Raw genomic sequence first — 25,864 nt, forward strand, 5'->3', positions numbered from 1 at the left:
GGGGCGGGCGGGGGCTGCCGGCCGGCAGGTGCTCCGGCCGGCAGCCTCATTCGTGCCGGGTGGGGGCACGGCTGGTGCCGCACCCCCACCCGGAGCCCGTCAGGAGCGCGAGCAGGCGGCGCCGTTGAGGGTGAAGCTGGTGGGGGAGGAGTACGCCCCGTTCAGCGTGCCCTGGTAGCCGAAGCTGGCCGTGCCGCCGGGGGCGATCGTGCCGTTGTGGCCGACGTTGCGGGCGGTGACCGACGATCCGCTCTGGCTCAGCGTGGCGTTCCAGGTGTTGGTCACCTGCTGGCCGGAGGGGAGCGAGTACGCCAGCGTCCAGCCGTTGATGGTGCTCGAACCGGTGTTGGTGATCTGCACGTCGGCGGTGAAGCCGTTGTTCCACGAGTTGGCCGTGTACTTCACCGCGCACGCGCCACCACCCGTGGGCGGGGGCGTGGTGGGCGGCGGGCTGCTCGGCGGAGGCGTGGTCGGGTTGCCGCCGCCGTTGATCGCGGCCGAGAAGTTGGTCACGGCCAGGCCGACGCCGCCCTGCCAGGGCTCGAAGCCCGCCTGGATGCTGGTCAGGTACCAGGAGTTGGTGATCGCGCCCCGGTTGCGGGTGTCGTTGATGAAGTCCAGCACGCTGAAGTTCAGGCTGGTGATCGCCGACGGCGCGACGTACGAGATGACGTTGTTGCCGCCGTTGTTGCCCCGCCAGACCTCCCAGCTCCGGCCGGCGATGTTGGCCGTGCCCACGGCCGAGCCGATGGGCTGGATCGGGCCCTGCCGGTTGAACCAGATCATGATCTCCATCTGGTTCACGCCGTCCCGCTTGGGCGACGGGTCGAGCCAGATGTCGTACGAGGCGTTGTAGGTGGCCCCGCTGACGTACCGGTAGTTGATGCTGCTGGTCGCGCTGCTGATCTGGCTGACCTGGATCGGCAGGTTGGTGCCGGGGGAGCAGTTGGTGTAGTGGCAGCCGACGAAGACCGACGGGTACGCCGTCGGTGCGCCGTTGGTGGGGCTGCTGCCGTTCTGGGTGGTGATCTCGAAACCGGTGCTGGTGACGTTGATGCACTGCTGGGCGGTGGTGCCCCAGCGGTTGTTCTGCACCACGTAGCGGTTCTGGATCACGGTGCTGCCGTACTGGTCGCAGATCAGGGTGTCGGCGGAGGCGGTGCCGCCGAGGGCCACGGCGGCGATTGAGCTGGTGGCGAGCAGGCCGACGGCCATGATGGCCCGCAGGGTACGTCTCATGATGCTCCTTGCGCTGCGGCGTCACCTGGACGCCGGGACGGATGCGGACGGAGCGGTCGGAACGCACGCCGACGGGGTGGGCCCGGGAGCGCTCCCATTGCTCATCGTCACATTTACATCCTTGAAACAATGGGCGCAACTGGGGAGGGCGAATGGCGTCAATTGTTACGTGTGTCACGGACGCTACCATCGGCCACCCGATCGTCCCCTGATGGCCGGTGGCCAGCGCCGACGGGCGGAGCCGTCGACACCGAGGGGCCCCGGTGGCAGGCCGGTCGCCTCTGGCGTGCGCCGATTGCGCCGAGTAGTGTCTTGCCTCCAACGCGTGCCGAACCCCTCCGGAGGCGTACACCCCCATGCGTGGCTCCCCCCTGCGCATCCTCGTCGTCGGCGCGGGCATCGCCGGCCTGGCCGTGGCCCGCGCGCTGCGCCTGGCGGGATTCCGGCCCGACCTCACGGACAAGGCCCCGCCGGGCGACCTCACCGACGCCGGCCTCTACCTCCCGGGCAACGCGGCCCGCGCGCTGCGCCGGCTGGACCTCGACGGCCCGGTACGCCCCTTCGGGCAGGTCATCCACCGGCAGCGCTTCCTCGACTCGACCGGCGCGCCGCTCTGCGAGGTCGACCTCGACGCGCTCTGGGCCGGGGTCGGCGAGTGCCGCGCGCTGCCCCGCGCCGACCTGCACCGGGTGCTGCTGAGCGGAGCCGGTGGCGCGGTCCGACACGGTGCCGAGGTGCGCACCATCAGCCTGCTGCCGGCCGCCGTCGGCGTCACCTTCGTCGACGGCACGCAGACCGAGTACGACCTGGTGATCGGCGCCGACGGACCGCGCTCCTCGATCCGGGCGCTGGCCGCCCTCGGCGGTCCGCCCCGCCCCGCCGGGCAGGTGGTCTATCGGGGTGTCGTACGCGGCGGCCCGCAGGTGCGGGAGTGGACCGCCCTGCTCGGTCAGCGCTCCGGCTTCCTGGTGGTGCCGATCGGCGCCGGCCGGCTGCACTGCTACGCCGACGAGGCCGGCACCGCACTGCCGGCCGACCCGCTGGCCCGGCTGCGCGAGCTCTTCGGCGACTACGGCGGGCCGGTGCCGGAGGTACTCGACGCGCTCGACGGGGTGCACGCCACGACCACCGACGAGGTCGAGCTCGGGCGCTGGTACCGGGGACGGGTGGTGCTGGTCGGCGACGCTGCCCACGCCACCGCCCCGACCCTGTCGCAGGGGGCTGCGATGGCGTTCGAGGACGCGGTGGTACTCGCCGAATCGCTGCACGCCGCGGGCAGTGTCGACGCGGCGCTGACCGCGTACGAGAGCCGCCGCAGGCCGCGTACCCGATGGGTGCAGGATCGGACCCGCGACCGCAACCGCACCCGCGACGTGCCGCCCGCGCTGCGCGACCCGCTGCTGCGCGGACGCGGCGGCCGGATCTTCGGCGAGCACTACCGGTTGCTCCTCGGCCCGCTGTGATCCACCCCCGACGACCCCACGCGGCGCTGCCACCTGCCGGGGACTATCCTCCTTGCGGATGACGGCCCGCCGAGACAGCGCGTGCCGAGCGGGACAACCCAGAACCGGAGGCCACTCGTGACCACCGTCGCACCGAAGCCGGTCGTGACCCGGCCCTGGCCGGTCCGGGAGCCGGTCAAGGGGTCGGCCATCGCGCGGCTGCTGCGGACCACGGACGCGAAGCAAATCGGGATCATGTACATGGTCACCGCGTTCGTGTTCTTCATGATCGGTGGCCTGATGGCCCTGATCATGCGGGCTGAGCTGGCCCGGCCCGGGCTGCAGTTCCTCTCACCCGAGCAGTACAACCAGCTGTTCACGATGCACGGCACGATCATGCTGCTGTTCTTCGCGACGCCCATCGTGTTCGCGTTCGGCAACTACGTGGTGCCCATCCAGATCGGTGCTCCCGACGTCTCGTTCCCGCGTCTGAACAGCTTCGCCTACTGGCTGTACCTGTTCGGTGGCACCATGGCCACCGCCGGCTTCCTCACCCCCGGCGGGGCGGCGGACTTCGGTTGGACCGCGTACACCCCGCTGAGCACCAGCGAGCACGCCCCGGGCGTCGGGGCGAACATGTGGGTCGTCGGTCTGGCCATCTCCGGTCTGGGCACCATCCTCGGCGCGGTCAACCTGATCACCACGATCCTGACCCTGCGGGCGCCGGGCATGACCATGTTCCGGATGCCGATCTTCACCTGGAACATGCTGGTCACCAGCCTGCTGGTGATCCTGGTCTTCCCGCTGCTGGCCGCCGCGCTGTTCGCGCTGGCCGCCGACCGCCTCCTCGGTGCGCACGTCTACAGCCCGGAGACCGGCGGGCCGATGCTCTGGCAGCACCTGTTCTGGTTCTTCGGCCACCCCGAGGTCTACATCATCGCGCTGCCGTTCTTCGGCATCATCAGCGAGATCATCCCGGTCTTCTCCCGCAAGCCGATCTTCGGCTACAAGGGCCTGGTCGCCGCGACCATCGCCATCGCCGGCCTGTCGATGAGCGTGTGGGCGCACCACATGTTCGCCACCGGCCAGGTGCTGCTGCCGTTCTTCAGCTTCCTGAGCTACCTGATCGCCGTGCCGACCGGAATGAAGTTCTTCAACTGGCTCGGCACGATGTGGCGGGGGCAGATCAGCTTCGAGACGCCGATGCTGTGGTCGGTCGGCTTCCTGGTCACCTTCCTCTTCGGTGGCCTGACGGGCGTGCTGCTGGCCGCCCCGCCGCTCGACTTCCACCTGCACGACTCCTACTTCGTGGTGGCCCACTTCCACTACGTGCTCTTCGGCACGATCGTCTTCGCGGTCTTCGCCGGCATCTACTTCTGGTTCCCGAAGATGTTCGGCCGGATGCTCGACGAGCGCCTGGGGAAGATCCACTTCTGGCTGACCATGATCGGCTTCCACACCACGTTCCTGGTGCAGCACTGGCTGGGCAGCGAGGGCATGCCCCGGCGGTACGCCGACTACCTCCCCGGCGACGGCTTCACCACGCTGAACATGATCTCCACGATCGGCGCCTTCGTCACCGGCATCTCGACGCTGCCGTTCCTCTACAACTGCTGGAAGTCCTACAAGGCCGGCCCGGTGGTCGAGGTCGACGACCCGTGGGGCCACGGCAACTCGCTCGAGTGGGCCACCAGCTCGCCGCCGCCGCTGCGCAACTTCGACCGGATGCCGCGGATCCGCTCGGAGCGGCCGGCGTTCGACCACAAGTTCCCCGAGTTGGCCGCCGGACAGACTCTGGCCGGCCCGCCGGAGGGCGGTTCCAAGCCGCTGACCAGCGAGTCCGACGGCGGTGCCAGCTACACCGAGGACATCGCCAGCGACATCGACCGCCGCTGACCCCGCCGCGCGCTCCGATGGGCGTCGTACCCAACCGGGTACGGCGCCCATCGCCGTTGTGCTCACCGCGCGGTTGTGCTGCCCGTGCGGTTGTGCTCACCGCGCCGTTGTGCTCACCGGCGGTTGTGCTCCCCGTGCCGCTCGTCGCCAATCTCCTCCAACGGCCGGTCGGCTGCCGCTGGCCGGCTCAGCTGGTCAGGCCCAGGCTGACCAGCAGAGCCCCCTGGTAGAGCAGCAACGGGTCGCCGGTGCCGTCCAGCCGGACCAGCACGATCTCGCTGCCCGGCCCGGGAGCCCCGCGGCCCCGAGCGGGCTGCAACGACACCAGCAGGTGCCCGCCGTCCGGGGTGGGCAGCAGGTGCGACACCACCTGGTCACTGTCGGCCCCGGTCGACAGCTCGGTCTGCTGCCCGTCCGCCCCGCGTACCAGTAGCCGGTCGGCGCGGGTACCGCCGGCACCGTCGTCGAGCCAGTACAGTAGCCGGCCGTCGGGCAGTGCCGGACCCGGCCGGGCACCAGCCCCGACGGTCACCGCCCGGCCCTGCCCGTCCAGGCTCAGCACCTCCCCGCCCGGTTCGAGGGTGATCACCGCGTCGGTCAACCGGGCGGTGCTGGCCTCGAACTCCCCGGGTACCGCCGTCAGCCGGGCCGCCGTCAGGTCGACGGTGAACAACCGGACCGGCCGGACCTGGCGAGCCGAGCGATCTTCTGCGCCGGTCACGTCGGCCACCAGTGCGTGCTCGTCGGTGAGGACGGCCGTCAGTTTCCCGGTGGGACGCTCCGCGCCGGTCAACGGGCGTACGTCGCCGCTGGCGAGGTCCACCACCACGATCCGGTACCCCTCGCTCGGCTGGGCCACCAGAGCCCGGGTGCCGTCCGGGGTGAAGGCGACGTGACCGACCGGGGAGAGGAGGTCCCGCACCGTCCCGTCGACGCCGACCAGGCTCAACCGGCGCTTCCTGTCGGCCGTCCGCACGTACGCGTAGCCGGCCGGGCCGACCGCACCGTGGTCCGGAACGCCCCGCGCCAGGTGCAGGTCCACCGGCATGGTGGTGCCGGTGGAGGTGTCGACCACGGCCACCCGGCGGGTGCCGGGCTGGGTGACGAACAGGTGCCGGCCGTCCGGGGTCACGCCGAACGGCGTACCGGTGACCGTGACACCGGGGCTCGGCGTGCCGGTGGTGAGGTCGACGCCGCCCCACTGCCCGGTCGGGTTGACCGACCAGAGGACGCCGCCGGTCGATGCCGCCTCGCAGCGGGCCTCGACCGACGGCTGCCGGACCTGCCCGTCTGCGCGCAACACCAGGCAGCGGCTGCCGGTGACGGCCAGACCGGCGCCGACGGGCGTCACCGAGTCGACCGAGCTGTGCTCGGGCAGCACGGTGTCGCGCACCTGGCCGCCGTGGACGAAGGCGTCCCGCGGATCCTCGGCGAGCCCCCGAGCCACCGTCGGAGACAGGGGGTCCCCGACCCCCACCTCGACGTGCCGACGCGTCGGTGCTACGCCGGCCAGGTCAGCACCGAAGCGCTCGACCTGGTACAGCCCCCGCAGGTCCGAGCGCCGATCGTCGGGCACCTCGGCCAGGAAGACCGCCGGACCCAGACCGGTGACCTCGGCCGGCAGCTCCGCCACCCGGACCGGCCCGCTTTCGTCCGGCGGCCCGGAGCAGGCAATCAACCCGCCCGTACCGGCTGCCAGGAGCACCGCCACCACCCGTCTGCTGCGCATGGCGATCATCATGGCGGCTGCCGGCAACCCTCTCGCCCCGGGAGCGCGGGCGGTGGGCCGGCCGGGTCAGTGGGTCGGCCGGGTCAGTGGGCTGGGCGGCTCAGTGGGCTGCGGCGAGCTGATGGACCTCCGGCGCCGGCGGTTCGGCCCGGCGGCGGCGGAACTCCATCGGGAGCACGACCAGCGCCACCAGCACGCCGACCGCGCCGGTGACCGCGAAGCCCCAGGCGGGGCTGCTGGCGTCGATCACCGCTCCGGCCAGCGGGGCGCCCACCGCGATGCCGACGGTGACCGCCGAGCCGTGCATGCCCATCGCCTCGCCGCGCACGCTGGCCGGGGCGAGCCGGCTGACCGTGTCGGAGGTGGCCGCAATGGTCGGCGCGCAGAGCGCGCCGGCCGGGATCAGCGCCAGGCAGAGCAGCCACCAGTGTGACCCGCCCAGCCCGACCGGGATGGTGCAGAGGCTCAGCGCGCCCATCAGCGCCACCGAGGAGAACGAGCGGTGGACCGCGCCGTACGTGAAGCCGCCCACCAGCGACGCCACCGCCCAGACGGAGAGCACCGCACCGGTGAAGCCGACGTCGCCGTTCTCCCGAAGCACGGCGATGACCGCCACGTCCGTGCCGCCGAGCACCAGGGTCGCCGCGGCGCTCACCGCGAACACGGCGACCAGTCGCGGGGTGAGCCACTGCCGGCGGGCGATTCTCGGCTGTGGGCCGGTGGCAACCTCGCCGACGCTGCGTACCGGGGGGTTGAGCAGCCACAGCACCACGCCGGCGGCCACGATGCCCGCCCCGACCAGGTAGAGCGTGAGGCGGGCGGAAATGGTGGTGACGCCCACGGTGGCCAGGGCGGGGCCGATCATGAACGACAGTTCGACCGACATCGAGTCCAGCGCGTACGCCGGGCGGCGTTTCTCCGCCGGCACCAGCGCGGCGACGGACTGCCGGATCACCGAGAAGATCGGCAGCGCCAGCAGGCCGGCGAGAAACGCGGCCGGCAGCAGCAGGGGGTACGACAGCATCGGCGCGGTGGACCAGAAGACGGCCTCGGCGACGGCGGTGAGAACCAGGACGGGCCGCAGGCCGCGACGGTCCACCAGGCGGCCGAGCAGCGGGCCGCCGACCGCCGCGCCGACGGTGATCGCGGCACCGGCCAAGCCCGCCGCACCGTAGCCGCGGCCGAGGTCCTGAACGACGTAGAACGTCAGCGTGACGCCCGTCGCGGTCAGCGGAACCCGAGCCAGCACCGCCACGAGCAGCAGCGATCGCAGACCGGGTAGGGCGAGCGCCTCCCGGTAAGGGTTCATGTTCACGTCGGTCCGTACCTCCGTCGGACATCCTCGACGGCAGGTACGACACTCGCCAACGATTTACCGGCTCATGCGGTTCTGATCACAGGGGTGCCGAGCGTGGTGATCCCGGCGCCTTCGAAGGCCCGCAACGCGACGTCGGTGGTGTCCGGTGCGACCGCCGCGGTCAGGTCCAGCAGCACGGTGGTGGTGAAGCCGTCCCGGGCCGCGTCCAGGGCGGTGGCCCGGACGCAGTGGTCGGTGGCGATGCCGACCACGTCGACCCGGTCCACGTCGTGTCGCCGCAGCCAGTCGGCCAGACCCTCGCCGCCCTCGGCGTGCCCCTCGAACCCGGAGTACGCGGCGGCGTGCTCACCCTTGTGAAAGATCGCCTCGATCCGGTCGGTGGCCAGCTCGGGGTGGAGTTCCGAGCCGGAGGTGCCGACGACGCAGTGCCGGGGCCAGGTGCTCACGTAGTCCGGTGAGTCGGAGAAGTGGTCACCCGGATCGACGTGGTAGTCCTTGGTCGCCACGATGTGGTCCCAGCGGTCCGGTTCGGCGGCCAGCAGGCGGGAGATCCCGGCTGCCACACCGGCGCCGCCGGCCACGGCCAGCGATCCGCCCTCGCAGAAGTCCTTCTGCACGTCCACGATGATCAGCGCGTTGCTCACCGATTCCACTCCTTCATTGCGCGGGTACCACGGTGACCGGGATGGCCGGGTCGCCCGCGGAGAGCTTCAGGCCCTCCCACGGGATGGAGATCAGGCACTGCCGCAGGTGCTCCCGGGACTCGTCGAGCGTCGGCAGGGCCATCGGATCGCCGTCCGCGACGTACGACCGTTGCAGCAGCCGGTCGTTGGGGCGGTGGTCGGGTACACCCTGGGGGACGACGACCTCCTCGACGGCGGTGCCGGTCGGCTTGTGCCGCCGGACGGCCACCTTGCGCCCGCCGATGGTGCCCTTGTGCTCGGATCGCTTGACCACCGGGCGTCCCTCGACCTCTACCAGCTTGTAGACCAGGCCGGCCGTCGGTGCACCGGAGCCGGTGACCACGGCGGTGCCCGCGCCGTAGGAGTCCACCGGCTCGGCTGCCAGTGCCGCGATGGCGTACTCGTCGAGGTCGCCCGACACGATGATCTTCGTCTCGGTGGCGCCGAGCGAGTCCAGCAACTGCCGGGACTGCTGGGCGATCACGGCCAGGTCGCCGGAGTCGATCCGGACCGCGCGCAGCTTCGGCCCGGCCACCTCGATCGCGGTACGGATGCCCTGACTGATGTCGTACGTGTCGACCAGCAGCGTGGTCTCCGTGCCCAGCGTGGCGACCTGCGAGGCGAACGCCGCCCGCTCGTCGTCGTGCAGCAGGGTGAAGGCGTGCGCGGCGGTGCCCGCGGTCGGAATGCCGTACCGCTGGCCGGCGGCGAGGTTGGAGGTGAACCGGAACCCGGCCAGATAGGCGGCCCGTGCCGCCGCGACCGCCGCCTCCTCGTGGGCCCGGCGTGACCCCATCTCGATCAGCGCCCGGCCACGGGCCGCGGTCACCATCCGCGCCGCAGCGGCGGCCACCGCACAGTCGTGGTTGAGCACCGACAGCACCAGCGTCTCCAGCACCACGCACTCGGCGAAGCTGCCGGACACGGTCAGGATCGGCGAGCCGGGAAAGAAGAGCTCACCCTCGGCGTACCCGTCGATGTCGCCGGTGAACCGGTAGTCGGCCAGCCAGTCGGCGCCCTGCTCGTCGACGACGCCGGTGCGGCGCAGGAAGTCGATGTCGGCGGGCTCGAAGCGGAACTCGCGGATCAGATCGATCAGTCGGGTGGTACCGGCGACCACACCGTACCGGCGGCCGGTCGGCAGCCGCCGGCTGAACACCTCGAAGACACAGCGCCGATGGGCCGTGCCGTCCCGCAGGGCGGCGCTGACCATGGTCAGCTCGTAGTGGTCGGTCAGCAGCGCGGGACGAAGGGTGTGCACACCCTCAGCCTAGGGTTCAGGTTGCCGTCGTGCCGCCACGGCCCGGGATAGTCCGCAGCGCCGCCTTCAGCTCCGCCCGGCTGGCCACCCCGAGCTTGCTGTAGATGCGCTGCAGGTGGTTCTCCACCGTGCGGGCGGAGAGAAAGAGCTGCTCACCGATGGCCCGGCTGGTCCCACCGTCGGCCGCGAGCCGAGCCACCTGCCACTCCCGGTCGGTCAGCGTCGGGGTGGCCGCCTGCAGGGCCGGAGTGTGCACCATGTCACAGCAGCTGAGCAGCGCGGCGAGTCGCTCGCGGGCGGCGGCGGCATCCGGCGAGCGCCGCTGTCGCAGCAGGTGTACCGCGCCGGCCGCGGCCTCGGCGGCCGGGAGCGCGAGGCCCAGATCCATGAATCCGTCGGCGGCGGCCAGCAACTGCTCCGGCGCACCGTTGGCCGCCGCGCGGGCGTGCCGCGCCAACAGCGGCGGCAGCTCCCCGTCCACCTGCTCCGACAGCTCGGTGAGCCGCTGGGCGACCGATCGGCGGCTGCCGTCGGAACACCTCGGCCCGGTCGGTGCCCCGGCCTGGCCGAGCCGCACCAGGTCGTGCAGCGCCAGGGTCTCGTGCCCGACGAAGCCGTCGGCGCGCAGCCGGTCCACCAGGTCGTGCAGCCTGTCCACCGCGCCGGTCAGGTCGCCGCCGGCCGCGAGCGCCGCAACCCGGGCCTGCTCCAGCCACGGGTAGAGCACACCCATGTTCGGCGAGTGGAGGCGGTCGGCTTCGGCGATCGCCTCGGCCGCCTGCCGGGCATCGCCGCGCAACGCGGCGGCCTGCGCCCGTTCGGCCTGGGCCCACCCGGCATAGACCTGGCTGGTCGCCAGCACCGCGCAGGCGCCGAGCGCGGCCTGCAACGCGGTGTCGCTGCGCCCGCGCAACCGCGCCGCGTACGCCCGCAGGATCGCCAGGTAACCGGTGCCGAGCCGGAAGTCGCCCGCGTCGGCAAGGTCAGCGAACTCGTCGGCGACCAGGGTGTCGATGCCGGTCAGGTCGCCGGAGAGAGCCAGCCGGGTGCCCCGGGCCAACTCCACGGCGAGTTGCAGGTACGGCATGTCCGCTCGCCAACTGGCCACCTTCGCCTGCACCAGGTCCACCGCGGCGGCGCTGCGGGAGAGTTGGCCCTGCACGGCCTGCAGGTGGGCGATCGTGCAGCGGGCCAGCTCACGGGCGGCGACGCTGGCCGCCGGCCGGTCCAGCACGCCCTGGGCGAGCCGCAGCGCGGTCGGTGCCTCCAACCGGTGCAGGCGCATGATCGCCTCGAAGGCGCGGACCCGGGCCTGCGCGGCGGAGTCGGTGAGCTTCGCTCCCTGGGTGGCGATCTCCTCCACCGTGGAGGGCTGACTCAGCCCCCAGTAGCTCACCATGCCGCGCACCGTCAGCCACCGGCTGAGCCGCTCATCCTCGCCGGTGTCGGTGGCGACGGCGTCGAGCACACCGAGCGCCTCGGCCGGCCGGTCGCCGAACATCAGGATGGTCGCCAGCAGCTCGGCCGCGTCGAAACCACCCCCGGCGTCGAGCGCGGCGCGGGCCAGGCGGGTCGCCAGCGGTATGTCGTAGCGGGCGAACGCCTCCCCGGCCGCGGCGATCAGCATCGCCGGGTCCTGCGCGGTGCCGGAGGCCAGCCGCCACCTCGCCACCCGCAGCAGGTCTTCGCGCCGCCGCTTGCCGACCTTCTCCAGCAGGTCGGCGAGGTGTGCCTGCAACCGGCGGGTGCGACTGACCGGGCACTGCCGGCGCACCACCTCGCCATAGAGCGGATGGGCCAGCCGGACGTCGAGCCGCCGGTCGGACTCGACCATGCTGATCAGGCCGCGTTCCTCGGCGTACTCCACATCGTGCTGCTCCACGGCCTGGTGCAGCAGCCGCAACCCGAGCGGCTCGCCGAACGCGACCAGTTCGACCACCGCCCGTACCCCGGGCGTCAGCTGGCCGATCCGGATGTTGATCAGCTCGGTCAGGCTGGGTGCCAGCTCCAGGCGGCCGGTCCAGGTCCAGACGCCGTACTTCTCGGTGAACTCGCCGCCGGTGTTGGCGGCGTGCACCAACTCGCGCAGCAGCAGCGGGTTGCCGGCGCTGAGCCGGCCCAGCCGGTCGGCGGAGCCGCTGTCCACCTGGCCGCCGAGAATGGCGGTGAGCAGGTTGGTGGTCTCGGTGGGCGTCATCGGGCTCAGCTCGGCGCGCTCGACCAGGCCGTCGGTCCACAGTGCCCGGATCGGCAGTGGGATCTGCTCCCCGTCGCGCAGCGTGCCGACCACGAAGGCGTTGTCCGCGCGGGCCACCAGGTGCACCAGCGCGGCCGACGGCGGATCGAGCAGGTGCGCGTCGTCGACCGCGAGCACGATCCGTCGGCCGGCGGCCTGCTGCTGCAACACGTTCACGGCCCAACGCAGGATGCCGGCCGGGGACAGGCCCTGCGGTTGCTCGACGGGAAGCACCTGCACCAGACCGCCGAAGGCCATCGCCTCGGTGGTGGCGCTGGCCGCGATCCGCCAGACCGCGTACTCCTCGCCGGGCAGCGCCGCGACGCCCTCGTGCAGCAGCCGGCTCTTGCCGATGCCCGCGCTGCCGGTGAAGAAGACGCCCCGCCCTCTGGCACCGCTCAGCGCCAGCCGGAGGCGGTCGAGTTCCTCAGCGCGGCCCACGAAGCTCCACCGACTCATTCGCGCAGCATATCGACGGAACTACCGTCGGCCCGGTAGCGCGCGAGGGTGAAGTTGAGTAGTCGCAGAGTTACCCGTGAGTATCGCAATTGTCCCGTTCCCGACGCTGGCAGCCTTACTCTTCCGGAATCCGGGTGCGTTCCTGGATACTCACCGCGACCGGTCACGCCGGCCGCCTTGCCTCGGAGGGCCGCCGACTGATGATGCCGGGCCCGCTCCCTGACCTCGGAACGCCCGACGAGGCCGCCATGCCTCCTGGTCAAGCGCAGTTTCCGACGCGGCTCGGAGTATCACGCACCGACGCACGCGAGCCGCTTGCGGTGATCGCCGCGGGACCTGCGGGCGCCGGTCGGGAGCGGGTGCTCGCCGCGCTGCTGGGACTCGACGCCGGAATGCTCGCCGGTGCGCCCGGCGCTCTGCTGGTGGTACGCCACGCCGCGACAGCCACCCGGGACGCCTACGTGCCCGGCTACCGGCAGCCCCACTCATACCGGCCGGACCTGCCGGCCGTCGGGCCGGCGCTGGCCCGGCCGCCGCGCCGGGTCGAGCTGAGCCTGCCTGAGCCGTTGCTGAAACGCTTCGTCCTGGTCGACACGCCGGACATCGCCGCGCTCGGGGCGGCCGGCTCCGGCATCCTGCTCGACGCGGTCGGTCGGGCCGGCGCGCTCCTGTTCGTGATCGCGGCGGACCAGTCCTTCAGCGCCGCCGAGCTGACCGTGCTGTCCGAGATCGCCGGGACCCCGGTCCAGGTCTTCTTCGCGGTCACGCCGGGTGCCGGCGGTTGGGCGGTCGGCGAGGGCGCGGCGGCTGGGCAGGGATCGGGGGAGTCCGGAGGTCAGGCGGTGGATCCGGTCACGGTCACCGTCGAGGCGCACCGGGCCGCGCTGCTCGCCGCCGTGCCCGGGCTGGCGCAGGCCCGCTGGCTCCCGATGGTCGCCGGCGGCGAGGCGGACCTGAAACGGGCGCTGGTGGGCTGGTCCGCCCACGAGGGGCTGCGCCGGGCGAGTCTGGAGCCGCCCGAGTTGCCCGGCACCCACGGACGGGTGCCGGTGCTGCCCGAACCGGGCGAGTGGGCCGAGCAGCTCGACCGGCGGACGCGGCTGGCCGCCCAGCGCATTCGGCAGCACCTCGCGCTGGAGCTGGCCAAGATGCACCTGCGGCTGGTCCAGGAGATCGTCTTCGGCGTCGGCTGTGCCGGCCTGCCCGAGCTGCTCGACCGGGAGATGACGGCGTTGTCGCTGCTGGCCACCGCGCAGTGCGACCACGACGTCCGCGAACTCGTCGACGACATCGCCGGTCGGCTCTTCGGCGCACCGCTGCCGGAGGGTGTCCACCGGCGTATCCAGCAGGCGGTCCGCTGGAGCATGACCGACCACACCACCGGGCAGGAGTTGGAGCGGGCGCTGCTCGTCACCAGTAACGCGGGCGTGACGTCACTGAGCGGTCCGGAAGCCGTCGACATGCTGTCCGCGTACCCGACGGCGGCCCGTACGGCGGTGCTGCCACCAGTTGCGGTGGCGTTGGCCGGGGGCTGCTGGCAGCACTGGCGTACGCCTGGCAACAACGATCCGAGCGCGGCGCGGGCCTGGGCCCAGCGGGCGCTTCGGGAGATCGAACTGGAACTGTCGCGGGAGATCGCCCGCCGGTTCGAGGCGATTCGCCTCTCGCTCGGCACGGTGCTGTCGGATGCTGCTGAACACGGCATCCTGCTCGCCTGACGGCCCCGGTGTCCACCCCGCCGGCAGCGCAGGCGGGGCAGCGCCGCGTGCCGACAGGGCGACCGGTCGTGGTCACGGCGCGGCCGTCGGTGGTGATCCGGGCCGGTCCGGCGTTCCGGTTCCTCGGTTCCACGGATCCGGTGGCACGATGGGGGGTATGGCGGCTCCGCAGGTTGCACCGGTCGAGACTCCGGACACCCATGAGGTGCCGGAACCCGACCGGCCGTGGGTGACGATCGTGTGGGACGACCCGGTCAACCTGATGACCTACGTGACCTGGGTGTTCCAGAAGCTCTTCGGTTACAGCCGGGAGAGGGCGGAGCAGCTCATGCTGGACGTGCACCACAAGGGCAAGGCGGTGGTCTCCAGCGGTGCCCGGGAGCGCATGGAACACGATGCCTCCCAGTTGCACGCGTACGGTCTCTGGGCAACGGTGGACCGGTCGTGAGCATGTTCCGCCGCCGGGGTGACCGCTACGTCGCCACCTTCGCCGTGGACGAGGTGCGGGTGCTGCGCAAGGTCGCCTCCGAGGTGGTCGGCCTGCTCACCGACGGTTTCGACCACACCGACCCGGTCGTCTGCCGGCTCTTTCCCGAGGCGTACCCGGATGACGCGGCCGGCGCCGCCGAGTTTCGCCGCTACACCGAGGGCGACCTGAAGACTGCCAAGATCGATCAGGCCGGTGCGATCCTGGCCGCACTCCCCGGTGACGGCGGCGGAGAGGTCCGCCTGGACGCCGAGGCGGCCGAGGCCTGGCTTCGGGCGCTCAACGACGCCCGGCTGGCGATGGGCGTCCGGCTTGAGATCAAGGACGGGACGGACCTGGGCGAGGAGCTCGACGACGCGGTGGCGGAGGACCCGGCCTCCAGCCGGGTGTTCCAGCTTTCGGTCTACGCCTACCTCGGTTATCTCCAGGAGTCCCTGCTCAACGCCTTGATCGACTGATTGTGACCAGCACCGCCTCGCGGGCGGTGACCGCCGGCGCTAGGCTTGGCGGCGTGCTGAGCATCGACCGGTCGATCGTCGACACGATCGTCGCCCACGCCCGTCGGGATCACCCCGACGAGGCATGTGGCGTGGTTGCCGGCCCCGTCGGCAGCGACACCCCGACCCGGCACATCCCCATGGAGAATGCCGCCCGCTCGATGACCTTCTACGAGTTCGACTCGATGGAGCAGTTGCGGGTCTGGCGGGAGATGGACGATCGGGACGAAGAGCCCATCATCATCTACCACTCGCACACCGCCACCGAGGCGTACCCGTCGCGGACGGACATCGCCTTCGCCGGTGAGCCTGGTGCGCACTACCTGCTCGTCTCCACCCGCGAGCCCGACACGGAGGAGATCCGTTCGTTCCGGATCTCCGACGGGGTGGTGACCGAGGAGCCGGTGCGGATCCTCGACGCCGGGGTTGATCCGCACGCCGTGCAGTCCTACATGTTCGGGCAGAGCCCGGCGACGGTCGACTACGAGTGTTCGGGTCGCTGATCTTCTCAGCCCCCGCACACCCTTCTCCGTCACCGAGCACACCCGATCAAGGAGTACGACACCATGGCCATCGAGGTTCGCATCCCCACCATCCTGCGCAGCTACACCGGCGGCGCGAAGGTCGTCGAGGGCAGCGGCGACACGCTGAACGACCTGCTCACCGACCTGGATTCCCGGCACGGCGGGCTGCGTGGGCGGCTGGTCACCGAGGCCGGCGCGCTGCACCGCTTCGTCAACGTCTACGTCAACGACGAGGACGTCCGTTTCCTCGGCGCGCTGGACGCCAAGCTGAACGACGGTGACAGCGTCACCATCCTGCCCGCGGTGGCCGGCGGTGCGTTCGGCTTCGCGGCCGCCGCGGCGATCGCGCAGCACAACGCCGCCGGGCGCCGCGTGCCCGTCGCCGCGAGCTGAGGGCGGCCGCGATGGCGCGGTACGACAGCCTCCTGGACGCCTGCGGCGGTACGCCCCTGGTGGGGCTGCCCCGACTGTCACCGACGGTGCCCGACGGGGCGCCGCCGGTGCGGCTGTGGGCGAAGCTTGAGGACCGCAACCCGACCGGCAGCGTCAAGGACCGGGCGGCCCTGTTCATGGTCCGGGCCGCCGAGTCGGCCGGCCGGCTCCGGCCGGGCGACACCATCCTGGAGCCGACCAGCGGCAACACCGGCATCTCCCTGGCCATGGTGGCCAAGCTGCGCGGCTACCGCCTGGTCTGCGTGATGCCGGAGAACGTCTCCACCGAGCGGGTGCAGCTGCTGCGGATGTACGGCGCGGAGATCATCTTCTCGCCGGCGGCCGGTGGCTCCAACCAGGCGGTGGCCACCGCCAAGCAGATCGCCACCGAGCACCCGGACTGGGTGATGCTCTTCCAGTACGGCAACGAGGCGAACGCCCGGGCGCACTACGAGACGACCGGCCCCGAGCTGCTGCACGATCTGCCGACGGTCACCCACTTCGTGGCCGGTCTGGGCACCACGGGCACCCTGATGGGCACCGGTCGCTACCTGCGCGAGAAGGTAGAGGGCATTCAGATCATCGCCGCCGAGCCACGGTACGGCGAGTTGGTCTACGGCCTGCGCAACATCGACGAGGGGTATGTCCCGGAGCTCTACGACGCCACCGTGCTCACCCGGCGGTTCTCCGTCGGCACCCGGGACGCGGTGCTGCGTACCCGGCAACTGGTGGAGGTGGAGGGCCTCTTCGTCGGCTTCTCCACCGGAGCTGTCCTGCACGCCGCGTTGGCGGTGGCGCACGAGGCGGTACGCGACGGGCGCCGCGCCGATGTGGCGTTCGTGGTCAGTGACGGCGGCTGGAAATATCTGAGCACCGGGGCGTACGGCGGCACCCTCGCCGACGCCGAGGAGGCTCTGGAGGGTCAGCTCTGGGCCTGACCTGCGGCGCGAGCGGCATCCGACGAGGGCTACCGGCACGCCGCCGGTGGCCCTCGTCGCGTTGGTCGGTCCGCACCAACCACTCCGGTGATCGGGAGTCGATCGGACGGGCGAAACCGGTGTCACGTTGGTGACAACTTCCTGCAGATCATTCTTGCCCTTGCACGGGCGGGCGTAGGCTGCGCAGCGTGGCGTACGCGTCGGTAGTGATCACCGCCGGAGCGGCGGCCGGCACGATCACTACCTACCGTGACAGCGAGACAACTCGATGCGACTGACCGTCCTGGGCTGTGCGGGCAGCTTCCCCGGACCCGAGTCCCCCTGCTCGGCCTATCTGGTCGAGACCGAGGACTTCCGCCTCCTGGTCGACTTCGGCCCGGGCTCGCTGTCCACCCTCCAGCGCTACGCCGGGCTGCACGCCCCCGACGCGATCCTCCTGACCCACCTGCACTGCGACCACATGCTCGACGCCGCGACCTACGTGGTGGTGCGCCGGTACGCCCCCGACGGCCCGTATCCGCCACTGCCGGTCTACGCCCCCGCCGGTGCCCCCGACCGGCTGGCCGCCGCCTACGGGCAGGAGGACAGCACGGTCGAGGACGTCTATCAGTTCTACTCGCTGCAACCCGGCACCTTCCCGATCGGCCCGTTCACCGTCACGGTCGACCGGGTGCTGCATCCGGTGGAGACCTACGGCGTCCGCCTGGAGCACGCCGGGCGGGTGCTCTGCTACTCCTCGGACACCGCCCCCTGCGAGGCGCTGCTGCGCCTGGCTCAGAACGCCGACGTCTTCCTCTGCGAGGCCAGCTACCTCGACGGCGCCGACAACCCGCCGGATCTCCACCTCACCGGCGGCGAGGCGGGCGAGGCGGCGGCCAAGGCCAATGTCGGGCGGCTGCTGCTGACCCACCTGGTCCCCGCCTGGGGCAGTGAGGCACACACGGTGGCCGCCGCCTCGGCCGCGTACGCCGGCCCGCTGGAAGTGGTCCGCCCCGGCGCCAGCTACGAGATCTGACCCGCCCGGCGCGGGTTCGTGCCGCAGTGTTCGCCGGCCGGCCAGCCGGACGTCTCCTGGACCTTCGCTGCCGCCCCCACGGTGGGAGGCATGCGGATCGCCATCGTGACCGAGTCGTTCCCGCCGGACGTCAACGGTGTCGCACATTCGGTCGTGCGGGCCGCCGAGCACCTGGTCACCCGCGGCCACCAGCCGCTGGTGATCGCTCCCGCCCCGCCCGGGGCGCTGCGCCGCGACACCGACCGGTACCCCTACCCGGTGGTCCGCATCCCGAGCGTGCCGCTGCCCCGATACCAGGGTTTCCGGCTCGGTGTGCCGACGAACAACCGGCTGGCCGGCGTGCTGTTGGAGCACGCACCCGACGTGGTGCACCTGGCCAGTCCGTTCGTCCTCGGCGCGCGGGCGGCCGTGCTGGCGGCCCGGCACGGGCTGCCCACCGTCGCGGTCTACCAGACCGATGTGGCCGCCTACGCCCGCGCGTACCGGGTCGGCTGGGGTGAGGCCGCGGCCTGGCGGCGGCTGCGGGAGATCCACAACTCGGCGCGGCGCACGCTGGCCCCCTCGACCCGGGCCGCCGCCGACCTCGCCGCCCACGGTGTGCAGCGGGTCTGGTTGTGGCGCCGGGGCGTCGACGCCGAGCGTTTCCACCCCGGCCAGCGCTGCCCGAGCCTGCGCCGAGCGCTCGCGCCCGGAGGTGAACTTCTGGTCGGCTACGTCGGGCGGCTCGCTCCGGAGAAGCGGGTTGAACTGCTCGCCGCCACCGCCCGGCTGCCCGGTGTCCGGGTCGTCGTCGCCGGTGACGGTCCCGCGCGCCGCCAGCTCGAACGGGACCTGCCGGGGGTGCGCTTCCTCGGCGTGCAGCAGGGCGACGCGCTGGCCCGCCTCTACGCCAGCCTCGACGTGTTCGTGCACACCGGACCGCACGAGACCTTCGGCCAGACCATCCAGGAGGCGCTCGCCAGCGGGGTGCCGGTGGTCGCGCCGGCCAGCGGCGGACCGGTCGATCTGGTCACGCCCGGGAGCACCGGGACCCTGGTGCCGCCCGGGGACGAGGTGGCGGTCGCCGAGGCGGTGGCCGCGCTGGTCGCCGACGCGTCCCGCCGCCAGGCGTACGGCCTCGCGGCGCGCGCGGCGGTCAGCGGGCGCAGCTGGGCGTCGGTCGGTGACGAACTCGTCGGGCACTACCGGGCCGCCCGGGCCGCCACCCCGGTCGTCGACCTGCCGGCGGCGTCGTGACCGACGGGCGGACACCCCGGGATGGTTCGATCAGCGCACCACATAGGGTGCAGGCATGGCGCGACCTGACGGGCGGCGACCCGACCAACTTCGACCGGTGACCCTGACCCGCGGCTGGAGCACCCATCCGGAGGGGTCGGTGCTGGTGGAGTTCGGCGCGACCCGGGTGCTCTGCACGGCGAGCGTCACCGAGGGTGTGCCCCGCTGGCGGCGAGGCTCCGGGCTGGGCTGGGTGACCGCGGAGTACGCGATGCTGCCCCGGGCCACCAACACCCGGTCCGACCGGGAGAGCATCAAGGGTCGGGTCGGCGGGCGTACCCACGAGATCTCCCGGCTGATCGGCCGGAGCCTGCGCGCGGGCATCGACCTGAAGGCGCTCGGCGAGAACTCGATCGTGCTCGACTGCGACGTCCTGCAGGCCGACGGCGGCACCCGGACCGCGGCGATCACCGGCGCCTACGTGGCCCTGCACGACGCGGTGCACTGGCTCGCCGCGCGCAAGGCCCTGACCGGCAAGCCGGAGGCGGTGATGCACCGTTCGGTGGCCGCGATCAGTGTCGGTCTGATCGGCGGGGAGCCGCGCCTCGACCTGTGCTACGAAGAGGACGTGGCGGCCGAGGTCGACATGAACGTGGTCTGCACCGGCACCGGCGATTTCGTCGAGGTGCAGGGCACCGGCGAGGCGGGCGTGTTCGCCCGCGAGCAGCTGGACGCCCTGCTCGACCTGGCCGTCCTGGGCTGTCTGGACCTGGCCGAAGCCCAGCGGAAGGCGCTGCTCCAATGAACAAGGTCCTGCTCGCCACCCGGAACCGCAAGAAGCTGATCGAGCTGCAGCGAATCCTGGACGGGGCGCTCGGCGCGCACCGGGTCGCCCTGATCGGGCTCGACGACGTCGAGGCGTATCCCGAGCTGCCGGAGACCGGGCTGACCTTCGGTGAGAACGCGCTGATCAAGGCGCGGGAGGGGTGCCGGCGTACCGGCCTGCCGACGATCGCCGACGACTCCGGGCTGGCCGTCGACGCGCTCAACGGGATGCCGGGGGTGTTCAGCGCCCGCTGGGCCGGCCGGCACGGCGACGACCAGGCCAACCTCCAGTTGGTGCTCGACCAGATCGGCGACGTGCCGGACGGGCACCGGGGCGCCTCCTTCGTCTGCACGGTCGCGTTGGTGCTGCCCGGCGGCAAGGAGCATCTCGTCGACGGCCGGCAGGCGGGCCGGCTGCTGCGCGCCCCGCGCGGCGACGGCGGCTTCGGCTACGACCCGATCTTCCTCGGCGACGGCCAGGACCGCACCAACGCCGAGTTGAGCCCCGACGAGAAGGACGCCATCAGCCACCGCGGCAAAGCGCTGCGTGAGTTGGCCGCCCTGGTCGCCAAGGTGCTTCCGCCGACCGCCTGAACGACTGCGTACCCGAGATCCTGGTGGCCCGTCGGCTCAGCACGATCGGCTAGCCGAGGGGGCCCAGCTCGACCTCGATGGCGGCGCGGAGGTCGGGGCTGGCCAGCACGGTGCGGGCGGCCTCCAGCACCGGGGCGAGGAAGACGTCCGGGCCGGGCTCGCCGGCCGCCGGACGGAGTGCGGCGATGGCCGCCCGCCCGGCCGGCGACGGCGTCAGCGGCGCCCGCAGCTGCAATCCGCGTACGGCGGCGAGCAGCTCCACCGCGAGCAGGCTGGTCAGGTTGTCCAGCACCGTACGCAGCTTCTTGGCCGCCGCCCAGCCCATCGAGACGTGGTCCTCCTGCATGCCGCTGGTGGGCAGCGAGTCGACCGAGGCGGGCGCGGCCAGCCGCCGGTTCTCCGCGACGATCCCGGCCGCCGTGTACTGGGCGATCATCAGCCCGGAGTTGACGCCCGCGTCGGGGGAGAGGAAGGCCGGCAGGTCCCGGGACCGGGTCACGTCGAGCAGCCGGTCCACCCGGCGCTCGGAGATCGCACCCACCTCGGCGGCGGCGATGGCCAGGAAGTCCGCCGCGAAGCCCAGCGGAGCGCCGTGGAAGTTGCCGGTCGACTCGACCTGGCCGTCCGGCAGCACCACCGGGTTGTCCACCACCGAGACCAGCTCGCGGGAGGCGACGGTGCGGACGAAGTCCAGGGTGTCCCGGGCCGCGCCGGCGACCTGCGGAGCGCAGCGCATCGAGTACGCGTCCTGCACCGCGTGCGCCAGGTCGTCGCGGTGCGAGTCCATCACCGCCGAGTCCTGCAGCAACCGGTGGATGTTCGCCGCCGACACGCCCTGCCCCGGGTGCGGGCGGATGGCGTGCAGCTCCGGCCGGAACGGTCGCTCCGAGCCGAGCATCGCCTCGATCGCCAGCGCGGCGGTCACGTCGGCCATGGTGAACAGGTGTGCCGCGTCGTGGATCGCCAGCAGCAGCATGCCGAGCATGCCGTCGGTGCCGTTGATCAGCGCCAGCCCCTCCTTGGCGGCCAGCTGCACGGGGGCGAGGCCGGCCCGGCCCAGCGCCGCCGCGGCGGGCACCCGCTCGCCGTCCGGGCCGAGCACCCAGCCCTCGCCGAGCAGCACCAGGGCGCAGTGCGCCAGCGGTGCCAGGTCGCCGGAGGCGCCCAGCGACCCGTGTTCCGGCACCCACGGGGTGACGTCGTGGTTGAGCAGCTCCACCAGGGCCTCGGCGACCAGCGGTCGTACCCCGGAGTGCCCGAGCGCCAGCGAACGCACCCGCAACAGCATCATCGCCCGCACCACCTCCCGGGGCATCGGTGCGCCCACCCCGGCGGCGTGCGAGCGGATCAGCGCGTGCTGCAGCTCGGCGCGGCGCTCGGGGGCGACGAAGGTATTGGCCAGTGCCCCGAAACCGGTGGAGACGCCGTAGACGGGACGTCCCGCGGCCTCGATGCCCGCCACGATGGACCGGCTGGTCGCCATCGCGTCGATGGTGGCCGGGTCGATGACGATCTTGGCGGTGCCGCGGGCCACGGCGAGCACGTCGGCGGGGGAGATCCCGGTGGGCTGGATGGTCACGGTCATTGCGGAACTCCGTTGTGCAGAACCTTGCGGATCAGGGGTACCCCGGGCCGGTAGGCCAGGTGCAGGTGGGACGGGGCGTCGAGGATGATCAGGTCGGCCCGCGCGCCGGGCCGCAGCACGCCGATGTCGTCGCGGCGCAGCGCCCGCGCGCCACCGGCGGTCGCCGCCCACACCGCCTCCGCCGGGGTCATCCGCATCTCGCGTACGGCCAGCGCGACGCAGAACGGCATCGACGACGTGTACGACGAGCCGGGATTGCAGTCGGTGGCCAGCGCCACGGTGACGCCGGCGTCGAGTAGCCGGCGCGCGTCGGGATAGGGCGAGCGGGTGGAGAACTCGGCGCCGGGCAGCAGCGTGGCGACGGTGGTGGTGTGCCCGCCTTCGTGGCACATGCAGTCGAACCGGGTCGACGCCAGCGCGTCGACGTCGGCGTCGGTCAGGTGCGTGCAGTGGTCCACGCTGGCCGCACCCAACTCCACCCCGAGCTGCACGCCCGGGCCGTGGCCGAGCTGGTTGGCGTGCAGCCGTACGCCCAGGCCGACCGCCTGCCCGCAGGTCAGGATCGCCCGGGCATGGTCGGCGTCGAAGGCGCCCCGCTCGCAGAACACGTCGATCCAGCGGGCGTACGGCCGGGCAGCCGCCAGCATCGGCCCGCAGACCAGCCCCACGTACTCGTCGGGGCGGTCGGCGTACTCGGGCGGGACCACGTGCGCGCCGAGAAAGGTGGTCTCCCCGGTGACCTCGGCGGCGATCCGCAGCGAGCGGGCCTCGTCGGCGACGGTGAGGCCGTACCCACTCTTGATCTCGATCGTGGTGGTGCCCTGCCGCAACGCCTCGGCGTGCAGCCGGCGCACGGTCGCGCGCAGCTCGCCGTCGGAGGCGGCGCGGGTGGCGCCGACCGTGGTCCGGATGCCACCACCGGTGTACGGCTGCCCCGCCATCCGGGCGGCGAACTCGGCGGCCCGGTCCCCGGCGAACACCAGGTGGGCGTGACTGTCCACGAAACCGGGCAGCACCGCCGCCCCCCGGGCGTCGATCCGCCGCTCGGCGGCCGGCGCGTCCGCGGCCGGGCCGACCCAGGCCACCTCGCCGTCCTCGACGAGCACCGCGGCCCGGCGGCGGATGCCCAGCGGCCCGCCCTCGCCCCGACCGGCCTCGTTGGTGACCAGCTCACCGATGTTGTCCACCAGCAGACTCATCGGGGTGTCACCTCCGCGATAGCGGCGGACAGTTCCTGCGGCACGTCGACGGTCAGGTGGCGGCCGTCGCGCACCAGGACCCGCCCGTCCACCACCACCTGCGCGACGTCGGCGGCGCTCGCCGCGAACCAGACGCCCGCCGCCCTCACCCCGGCCGTGCGTACGCTGTCCAGCCGCACCGTCACCAGGTCGGCGCGGTCACCTACCGCGATCCGGCCGGCGTCGGTCCAGCCAAGCGCGGCATGTCCGGCCTGGCTCGCCGCGGTCAGCAGCTCCGCCGGGGCGAAGTGGCCGCGCCGGCGGGTACGCAACCGCTCGTCCAGCTCGACGGCCCGCGCCTCCTCGAACGGGTCGATCACGGCGTGACTGTCGCTGCCCAGGCTGAGCGGGATGCCGGCGTCGGCCATCCGACGGGCCGGTCCGATACCGTCGGCGAGGTCCCGCTCGGTGGTCGGGCAGAGGCAGACCCCGCTCCGGCTCTCGCTCAGCAGGCCCACGTCGGCACTGGTGGGGTGGGTGGCGTGCACCGCCGTGGTGGACCGGCGCAGGACCCCGTGCTCGGCGAGCAGGCGGGTCGGGGTGCGGCCGTGCACCGCCCGGCAGGCGTCGTTCTCGGCGGGCTGCTCCGACAGGTGCACGTGCAGTGGTGCGTCGCGGTGGTCCGCCCAGGCGGCGACCGTGGCGAGCTGGTCGGCCGGCACCGCACGGACGGAGTGGATCGCCGCGCCCACCCGGGCGTGCCCGCCCTCCGGGCTGAACTCCTCGACCCGCTCCGCCCAGCGCAGCGCGTCGCCGTCGCCGAAGCGCAGCTGCGGCCCGGTCAGCGGCTGGCCGTCCACGGAAGCGGTCAGGTAGCAGGCGTCCAGCAGGGTCAACCGGATCCCGGCGTGGGCCGCCGCCTCGACCAGCGCCGCTCCCATCGCGTTCGGGTCGGCGTACCGGGTGCCGCCCGGCCCGTGGTGCAGGTAGTGGAACTCGCCCACGCAGGTGATGCCGGCCAGCGCCATCTCGGCGTAGACCGCCCGCGCCAGCGCCAGATAGGAATCCGGGTCCAGGCGGGCGGCGACGGCGTACATCTGGTCGCGCCAGCTCCAGAAGTCGCCGCGCCCCGCGTGGGTGCGTCCACGCAGCGCCCGGTGGAAGGCGTGCGAGTGGGCGTTGGCCAGCCCTGGCAGCGTCAGCCCCGGCAGCCGGACCGCGTCGACCAGCACGTCGACGCCGGCGTCGGGCCGACCGGCCGGCGTCAGCGGGGTCACCCCGGTGATCCGGTCGTTGACCGTCTCGATCAGTACGTCCGCGGTGGGCTCGGCCTGCTCGGGCAGCCACGCGTACTCGGCGAGCCAGCGGGTCGAGGTCATCCGGTCAGATCCTCAAGTACCCGGGCCAGGGCGGTCACCCCGGCGGCGCAGTCGACGTCGGTGGCCGACTCGGCGGGGGAGTGCGAAACGCCGGTGGGGTTACGGACGAAGAGCATCGCCGTGGGAACGTGCGCGGCCAGCACCCCCGCGTCGTGACCCGCACCGGTGGGCAGCACCGGGGCGTGCAGCAGCTGCGCCAGCCGGTCGGCCAGTCCACCGTCGAAGGCCACCAGCGGGGTCGCCGACTCCTCGACCACGGTAACCTCGGTGCCGTCGCGCCGGGCCCGTTCGGCGGCCTTGGCGCGGACCGCCTCGACCAGGCCGGTCAGCGTCTCCGGCTCGGCGGCGCGGGCGTCCAACCACCCGGTCACCCGCGACGGGATGGCGTTTGTCGCGTTCGGCTCCACGGCCACCCGACCCACGGTGGCGTGGGCGTCGCGAAGCCGGGCCTCCTTGTTCGCCGCCAGCACCGTGAAGGCGTACGTCAACATGGGATCGCGGCGGTCCGCCATCCGGGTCGTACCGGCGTGGTTCCCCTCGCCGGTGACCTCGAAGCGCCAGCGGCCGTGCGGCCAGATCGCGCTGGCCACCGCCACCGGCGCGGCCTGGTCGACCAGCGCGCGGCCCTGCTCCACGTGCAGCTCCACGAAGGCGGCCAGCCGGCCGAGCAGCGCCGGGTCGGCGCCCGCCGGCCGGTCACCCAGCGCCTCGGCGAAGCTCACCCCGGCCGCGTCGCGCAGCCCGGCCGCCCGCTCCGGGGCGATCTGCCCGGTGAGCAGCCGCGAACCCAGGCACGGTACGCCGAACCGCGCGCCTTCCTCCTCGACGAACGCGCCGACGACCAGCGGCCGGGCCGGTGCGACGCCGGCCGCGCGCAGCTCGTCCACGGCCAGCCACGCGCTGACGATGCCCAGCGGCCCGTCGTACGCCCCGCCGTGCGGCACCGAGTCGAAGTGGCTGCCGGTCAGCACCGCGTCCCCGGCGTCCGGGTCGCCCCACCAGGCGAACAGGTTGCCGTTGCCGTCCTCGCGCACCGGCATGTCCCGCGCGTCGGCCTGCTCCCGGAACCAGCCGCGCAGCCGCAGCTCGGGCTCGGTGAGCGCGTAACGCAGGTAGCCGCCGCTGCCCGGATCGCGCCCGATCGGGGCGATCTCGTCCCACAGCTTCCGGAACCTGTCAGGAAGGGACCCTTCCTCTACCGTATGCGTTGACAA

Annotated in this window: 22 protein-coding genes; 12 read left to right on the forward strand and 10 right to left on the reverse strand. The window is 72.7% G+C overall.

From position 1 onward, the window contains the following. Positions 1 to 99: 99 nt before the first annotated feature. The gene (locus tag BMY89_RS23345; RefSeq protein WP_092382195.1) at positions 100 to 1,239 is read right to left on the reverse strand and encodes a glycoside hydrolase family 12 protein; all 1,140 of its coding nucleotides are present in this window, start codon (positions 1,237 to 1,239) and stop codon (positions 100 to 102) included. A gap of 356 nt (positions 1,240 to 1,595) precedes the next feature. Between BMY89_RS23345 and BMY89_RS23350 the strand changes: the two genes are divergently transcribed. Together BMY89_RS23350 and ctaD are read left to right on the forward strand one after the other, a co-directional pair. Next, positions 1,596 to 2,702 (forward strand): FAD-dependent monooxygenase, encoded by a 1,107-nt coding sequence (locus BMY89_RS23350; RefSeq protein ID WP_092382196.1) that lies wholly within the window; start codon positions 1,596 to 1,598, stop codon positions 2,700 to 2,702. A gap of 117 nt (positions 2,703 to 2,819) precedes the next feature. Next, positions 2,820 to 4,577: an aa3-type cytochrome oxidase subunit I gene (gene ctaD / locus BMY89_RS23355; RefSeq protein ID WP_092382197.1), complete on the forward strand. Its 1,758-nt coding sequence runs from the start codon at positions 2,820 to 2,822 to the stop codon at positions 4,575 to 4,577. A 187-nt stretch (positions 4,578 to 4,764) separates the two neighbouring features. Here the strand turns inward: ctaD and BMY89_RS23360 are convergent, their stop codons facing one another. The 5 genes from BMY89_RS23360 to BMY89_RS23380 form a co-directional block, all read right to left on the reverse strand. Then, entirely contained in the window at positions 4,765 to 6,306 is a 1,542-nt protein-coding gene (locus BMY89_RS23360; RefSeq protein WP_139218001.1) for a YncE family protein, read from the reverse strand. A 100-nt stretch (positions 6,307 to 6,406) separates the two neighbouring features. Then, on the reverse strand, positions 6,407 to 7,615 hold the full coding sequence (locus BMY89_RS23365) for an MFS transporter (protein WP_092382199.1): 1,209 nt from the start codon (positions 7,613 to 7,615) through the stop codon (positions 6,407 to 6,409). A 71-nt stretch (positions 7,616 to 7,686) separates the two neighbouring features. Continuing rightward, complete coding sequence (locus BMY89_RS23370; protein WP_092382264.1) at positions 7,687 to 8,268, reverse strand: isochorismatase family protein; 582 nt, start codon at positions 8,266 to 8,268, stop codon at positions 7,687 to 7,689. 13 nt (positions 8,269 to 8,281) lie between these two features. Then, positions 8,282 to 9,568 (reverse strand): nicotinate phosphoribosyltransferase, encoded by a 1,287-nt coding sequence (locus tag BMY89_RS23375; RefSeq protein WP_092382200.1) that lies wholly within the window; start codon positions 9,566 to 9,568, stop codon positions 8,282 to 8,284. Between the two features lie 16 nt (positions 9,569 to 9,584). Beyond that, positions 9,585 to 12,263: a LuxR C-terminal-related transcriptional regulator gene (locus BMY89_RS23380; RefSeq protein WP_092382201.1), complete on the reverse strand. Its 2,679-nt coding sequence runs from the start codon at positions 12,261 to 12,263 to the stop codon at positions 9,585 to 9,587. Between the two features lie 320 nt (positions 12,264 to 12,583). On the opposite strand from BMY89_RS23380, the gene BMY89_RS23385 reads away from it, so the two are divergent. The 10 genes from BMY89_RS23385 (at position 12,584) to rdgB (ending at position 20,508) form a co-directional block, all read left to right on the forward strand. Beyond that, positions 12,584 to 13,981: a P-loop NTPase family protein gene (locus BMY89_RS23385; RefSeq protein ID WP_232521509.1), complete on the forward strand. Its 1,398-nt coding sequence runs from the start codon at positions 12,584 to 12,586 to the stop codon at positions 13,979 to 13,981. Between the two features lie 157 nt (positions 13,982 to 14,138). Then, positions 14,139 to 14,429 carry an ATP-dependent Clp protease adapter ClpS gene (gene clpS, locus BMY89_RS23390; protein ID WP_092382202.1) on the forward strand — a complete coding sequence of 97 codons (291 nt, stop codon included), beginning with the start codon at positions 14,139 to 14,141 and terminating at the stop codon, positions 14,427 to 14,429. A 2-nt stretch (positions 14,430 to 14,431) separates the two neighbouring features. After that, a complete protein-coding gene (locus BMY89_RS23395) occupies positions 14,432 to 14,926 on the forward strand; it encodes a DUF2017 domain-containing protein (RefSeq protein WP_175510410.1) in 495 nt (164 codons plus the stop codon). Between the two features lie 53 nt (positions 14,927 to 14,979). After that, positions 14,980 to 15,468: a M67 family metallopeptidase gene (locus BMY89_RS23400; RefSeq protein ID WP_092382266.1), complete on the forward strand. Its 489-nt coding sequence runs from the start codon at positions 14,980 to 14,982 to the stop codon at positions 15,466 to 15,468. A gap of 63 nt (positions 15,469 to 15,531) precedes the next feature. Further along, a complete protein-coding gene (locus BMY89_RS23405; RefSeq protein ID WP_092382204.1) occupies positions 15,532 to 15,882 on the forward strand; it encodes a MoaD family protein in 351 nt (116 codons plus the stop codon). Between the two features lie 11 nt (positions 15,883 to 15,893). Next, on the forward strand, positions 15,894 to 16,859 hold the full coding sequence (locus BMY89_RS23410; RefSeq protein WP_092382205.1) for a PLP-dependent cysteine synthase family protein: 966 nt from the start codon (positions 15,894 to 15,896) through the stop codon (positions 16,857 to 16,859). A 268-nt stretch (positions 16,860 to 17,127) separates the two neighbouring features. Continuing rightward, positions 17,128 to 17,874, forward strand: a complete 747-nt coding sequence (locus tag BMY89_RS23415; RefSeq protein ID WP_092382206.1) for an MBL fold metallo-hydrolase — start codon at positions 17,128 to 17,130, stop codon at positions 17,872 to 17,874. Between the two features lie 90 nt (positions 17,875 to 17,964). After that, on the forward strand, positions 17,965 to 19,110 hold the full coding sequence (locus BMY89_RS23420; RefSeq protein WP_092382267.1) for a glycosyltransferase family 4 protein: 1,146 nt from the start codon (positions 17,965 to 17,967) through the stop codon (positions 19,108 to 19,110). Between the two features lie 55 nt (positions 19,111 to 19,165). Beyond that, the gene (gene rph / locus BMY89_RS23425; RefSeq protein ID WP_092382207.1) at positions 19,166 to 19,894 is read left to right on the forward strand and encodes a ribonuclease PH; all 729 of its coding nucleotides are present in this window, start codon (positions 19,166 to 19,168) and stop codon (positions 19,892 to 19,894) included. Further along, the gene (gene rdgB / locus BMY89_RS23430; protein ID WP_092382208.1) at positions 19,891 to 20,508 is read left to right on the forward strand and encodes an RdgB/HAM1 family non-canonical purine NTP pyrophosphatase; all 618 of its coding nucleotides are present in this window, start codon (positions 19,891 to 19,893) and stop codon (positions 20,506 to 20,508) included. Before rph ends, rdgB begins: the two co-directional genes overlap by 4 nt. 49 nt (positions 20,509 to 20,557) lie before the next feature. Here rdgB and hutH read toward each other — a convergent pair whose 3' ends face one another. The 4 genes from hutH to BMY89_RS23450 are packed head-to-tail and all read right to left on the reverse strand — an operon-like array spanning position 20,558 to position 25,864. Beyond that, a complete protein-coding gene (gene hutH, locus BMY89_RS23435) occupies positions 20,558 to 22,093 on the reverse strand; it encodes a histidine ammonia-lyase (RefSeq protein WP_092382209.1) in 1,536 nt (511 codons plus the stop codon). Continuing rightward, positions 22,090 to 23,292: an imidazolonepropionase gene (gene hutI, locus BMY89_RS23440; RefSeq protein ID WP_092382210.1), complete on the reverse strand. Its 1,203-nt coding sequence runs from the start codon at positions 23,290 to 23,292 to the stop codon at positions 22,090 to 22,092. The genes hutH and hutI overlap by 4 nt, the downstream gene beginning before the upstream one ends. Next, positions 23,289 to 24,650 (reverse strand): formimidoylglutamate deiminase, encoded by a 1,362-nt coding sequence (locus tag BMY89_RS23445; RefSeq protein WP_092382211.1) that lies wholly within the window; start codon positions 24,648 to 24,650, stop codon positions 23,289 to 23,291. The genes hutI and BMY89_RS23445 overlap by 4 nt, the downstream gene beginning before the upstream one ends. Next, positions 24,647 to 25,864 carry an allantoate amidohydrolase gene (locus BMY89_RS23450; protein ID WP_092382212.1) on the reverse strand — a complete coding sequence of 406 codons (1,218 nt, stop codon included), beginning with the start codon at positions 25,862 to 25,864 and terminating at the stop codon, positions 24,647 to 24,649. Before BMY89_RS23450 ends, BMY89_RS23445 begins: the two co-directional genes overlap by 4 nt.

The organism is Micromonospora phaseoli (genome assembly GCF_900109115.1).
In the GTDB taxonomy this organism is placed as follows: domain Bacteria; phylum Actinomycetota; class Actinomycetes; order Mycobacteriales; family Micromonosporaceae; genus Micromonospora; species Micromonospora phaseoli.